The following is a 3,731-nucleotide window of genomic DNA, read 5'->3' as shown; positions in this document are numbered from 1 at the left end:
GGCGGGGGGAACGGCCTCGCACGCGCGTGAGCGCGACCCCGGCGAGGCACACGAGCCCGCCGACGAGCGCGAGCGGCGGCGGGACCTCGCCGAGGAGCGGCCACGCCGCGGCCGTCGCGATGACCGGCACGAGGTAGGAGGTCGTCACGAGCCGCCCCGCGCTCATCCGGCCGAGCGCGTACGCCCACGCGAGGAAGGCGAGCGCGGTCGGCACCACGCCGAGGTAGACGACGCCGGCCGTGGCCGCCGGGGGAGCGGTCGCGAGCTGCGCGGCGAGCTCGCCGACCCACGGCACGCTGCCCAGCGTGCCGATCGCGACGCCGATGAACGTCACCTGCAGGCCGGGCAGCCGGCGCAGCAGCGGCTTCTGCAGCAGCACGGCGATCGCGTAGGTCACGGCGGCGAGCAGCGCGAGCAGCACGCCCGCGAGGCTCAGCGACCCCGTGGCCGTCGCCGCCCCGATGAGCGCGACGCCGGCGAACGCGACCCCGGCGCCCACGATGAGCCAGCGCGGGAAGCCCTCGCCCAGCAGAGCGCCCGCGACGAGCGCGACGATGAGCGGCGCGACGTTGACGAGCAGGGCCGCCGTGCCGGGATCGAGCTCGTGCTCGGCCGCGTTGAGCGCGAGGTTGTAGACGAGGAACCAGGAGAGGCCGAACGCCCCCAGCAGCACCCACTCGCGACGCGTGGGCCGCACCCAGCCGCCGCGCGCGAGCTGCACCGCGCCCAGCACGGCGACGGCCACGGCGAGGCGGCCGAGCGTGAGCGGGCCGGGCGCGAAGTCGTCGGCGACCGCGCGGATGACGAGGAACGCGGACGCCCACGCGAGCAGCGCGAGCGCGATCGCGGCGGGGAGGAGGATGCGCTCGCGCGCGGGGGAGGCCATGGGCCGAACCTACGCGCGACGGAGGCGGCGCACGAGCCGCAGCACCGTCGCGGGCGCGCAAGATCCCGCCAGCAGGGCTCCGCTCAGAGCAGCACCTGCATCGGCTCGAGCAGCCAGTTGTGCACGCCGCCGCGCAGCCAGTCGCGCAGCATCGCGTTGAAGTGGCGCACGTCCTCGACGTTCCACACGTGGTGCATGCCCGGCGCGGTGCGCGTCTGCGCGTGCGGGACGGCGTCGCGCAGCGCGTCGAGCGACTCCGCCATGACCGCCGGCTCGAGCTCGCCCGCGACCAGCAGCATCCGCCCCCGGTAGTCGGCGAGGCCGTCGGGGATGCCTCCCGCGTAGACCTCGTCGAGCATCGCCTTCGCGGTGCTCCGGCGCACCGAGACACCGTGCTCGACGTAGAGCTCGTGGGAGTCCTTCGGCAGGCCGAACGCGAGCGCCTGGCCGCGCCAGAACCACCGCTGGTTCCAGAGTGCGAGCTGCAGCGCCGAGGTCGCCCGCGCGGCGCCGCCGACGGGCGTCACGGCCGCGCCGCTCGTGAGCACCGACGCGACGAGCTCCGGGTGGCGCGCGGCGAGGTGGAGCGCGAGGACTCCGCCGAGCGAGAGCCCGACGACGTCGACCGGGCCCTCGGCGCCGAGCATGCGGATGCGCGCGGCGATGTCGTCGGCCGCGCCCGGCAGCCCGGGCCAGTCCTCGTCGACGCGTGCGCCGAACCCGGGGAGGTGCGGCGTGAGGGCGAGCCGGTCGCGCACGGCGACCAGCTGCGGCTCCCACATCCAGTTCGCGACGTTCCCGCCGTGCAGCAGCACGACGGGGCGATGCCGGCCGGGGACCTCCGGTCGGTGGACTTCGGGGAATGCGGTCATGCTGGGGTGCTCCGGGGATCGAGCCGTTCGGGCTCCGTGGGGCGGAGCCCGTCGGGGGACGTGGCGAGGCGCGGCGTTCGACGCGCGGGCTGTGGGACGGGGTCGGGACGTGCGGCGCCTCTGGGAAGGCGGGCTGCACGCGGTCGGCGATCGCGCCGCAGCCGGCGCCCGAGCAGGGCGCCGGCTGCGCACGGGCGCAGGTCAGGCGCCGCGCGGCGCGTCGGGGTCGTAGCCCTCGGCGGGATTCTCCTGGATGCTCTCGCCGAGCTCCGGGTCGGGCTCGCGCGTGCCCGAGCCCGCGCCGTCGAGCCCCTCGTCGACGACGGGCTCGTCGGGGGTGCGGCTCGTGCGCTGCGCGGGGTCCTGCTCGCCGGGGGCGTGCGGCTGCTCGTCGGACATGATCGGCTCCTCCATCCGCGCGGCAGCGGTGCCGCGCAAGCCCGACCGTACGCGGTCAGGCTGCGGGCGCGCCATGCCGACCGCGCGCCGCCGCGCCGCTGCGCTCGCCCGGTCGGCACGCGAGCCGGCGGCTCAGACGCCGACGGCGGTGCGCACGCGCTCCGCGGCACCGCTGCTCGAGCCGTGGGCGCGAGCGGCGTCGATGCGCGCGGCGGCGAGCGACTCGGCCGCAGCGAGCGGCGTGATCCCGCGCTCGCGCGCGCTCGCGAGCACGCCCCGGACCGTGTCGCCGATGCCGGTGAGGCGCTCCGCGATCGCGGGCCACTCCTGCCCGTGCGCCATCCCCTCGAGGTGGATGACGCCGCCGGCGTTCACGACGAAGTCGGGCGCGTAGACGATGCCGCGCTGCATGAGGCGCTCGGCTCCGGAGTGGTCGTCGAGCGGATTGTTCGCGGGCCCGACGACGGCGCGCACGGGCAGCGCGTCGATCGCCTGGTCGGTGAGGATGCCGCCGAGCCCGGCCGGCACGAGCACGTCGGCCGGGGTGGTGAGGGCGGCCTCCGGCGAGATCCACTGCGCGCCGAGCTCATCCGCGAGCTCCCGCTTCCGGCCGTCGATGTCGGTGACGATGAGGCGTGCGCCGTGACCGGCGAGCATGCGCGCGAGGCGGCTCCCGACCTGGCCGAGGCCCGAGATCACGAACGAGCGCCCCTCGATCTCGCCCGAGCCGAACGCCTCCTCGAGCGTCGGCGCGATCGCCGAGAACACGCCGAGCGCCGTCGCGCCCGCGGGCTCGCCCGCGCCGCCGCTCTCGGCGGGGAGGCCGACGACGTGCTCGGTGCGCTCGCGCACGACGAGCATGTCGTGCTCGGTGGTGCCGACGTCCTCCGCGGTGCGGTAGCGGCCGTCGAGCGCCTCCACGAGGTCGCCGAGGTCGAGCAGGGCGGCGCGGCGGCGAGCGGCGTCGAGCGTCGTGCCCATCGGGAGCGCGATGACCGACTTCCCGCCGCCGGCGTCGAGGCCGGCAGCGGCGTTCTTCAGCGTCATCGCCGCGGAGAGCCGCAGGGCGTCGGCCTGGCCGTCGGCCCAGGTCGGGTAGGTCCACATCCGGCAGCCGCCCAGTGCTGGGCCGAGCACGCTCGAGTGGAGTGCGACGGTGATGACGAGTCCGCTGCGGGCGCCCATGGAGGTCAGGACGCGCTCGTGCGTGAACTCAGGGATTGCGCTCATGGCGGCTCTCCTCATTGAGTGCCGGCGCCGTCGTGGCGCCGTGGGTGGTCGCCGCGGATCGCGCGGCTCCCAGCATGATGGTGCGGATGCGCGGCGCGCGCAAGTGAGCACGACGCGGTTGCGCGCGGTGCGCAAACGGCACCGCCCGCGCGACCGCTGAGTGGTCGGGGCGACCGACGCGCTCGAGCCGGCACCCCGCACGGGGCGCCGGTTCGAGCGCTCAGGTCAGCGCCGGTCGTCGTCGACGATGTCGACGCCGTCGTCCTCGACGACGATCTCCTCGCGCTGCACGGGCACCTGGATCGTCTGCATCTCGGTGACGATGCGGCGGCGCAGGCGGGGCC

Annotated in this window: 5 protein-coding genes; all 5 read right to left on the bottom strand. The window is 76.2% G+C overall.

Going from position 1 to position 3,731, the window contains the following annotated elements; translation table 11 throughout:
* Window positions 1-886: DMT family transporter (locus NWP09_RS12215; RefSeq protein ID WP_258275776.1), on the bottom strand; the 886-nt coding region annotated here is incomplete at its 3' end.
* A gap of 83 nt (window positions 887-969) precedes the next feature.
* On the bottom strand, window positions 970-1,758 hold the full coding sequence (locus NWP09_RS12210) for an alpha/beta fold hydrolase (protein ID WP_258275775.1): 789 nt from the start codon (window positions 1,756-1,758) through the stop codon (window positions 970-972).
* 201 nt (window positions 1,759-1,959) lie between these two features.
* Entirely contained in the window at window positions 1,960-2,157 is a 198-nt protein-coding gene (locus NWP09_RS12205) for a hypothetical protein (RefSeq protein WP_258275774.1), read from the bottom strand.
* Between the two features lie 132 nt (window positions 2,158-2,289).
* A complete protein-coding gene (locus tag NWP09_RS12200; protein ID WP_258275773.1) occupies window positions 2,290-3,387 on the bottom strand; it encodes a Glu/Leu/Phe/Val dehydrogenase dimerization domain-containing protein in 1,098 nt (365 codons plus the stop codon).
* 225 nt (window positions 3,388-3,612) lie between these two features.
* The gene (locus NWP09_RS13545; RefSeq protein WP_369010425.1) at window positions 3,613-3,723 is read right to left on the bottom strand and encodes a DUF2382 domain-containing protein; all 111 of its coding nucleotides are present in this window, start codon (window positions 3,721-3,723) and stop codon (window positions 3,613-3,615) included.
* Between the last annotated feature and the right edge of the window lie 8 nt (window positions 3,724-3,731).

Origin of the sequence: Agrococcus sp. HG114 (assembly GCF_024723325.1) — a bacterium.
GTDB lineage: Bacteria > Actinomycetota > Actinomycetes > Actinomycetales > Microbacteriaceae > Agrococcus.
Note: the sequence above shows the minus strand (reverse complement) of the source record. Positions and strands in the feature narration are given on the sequence as shown.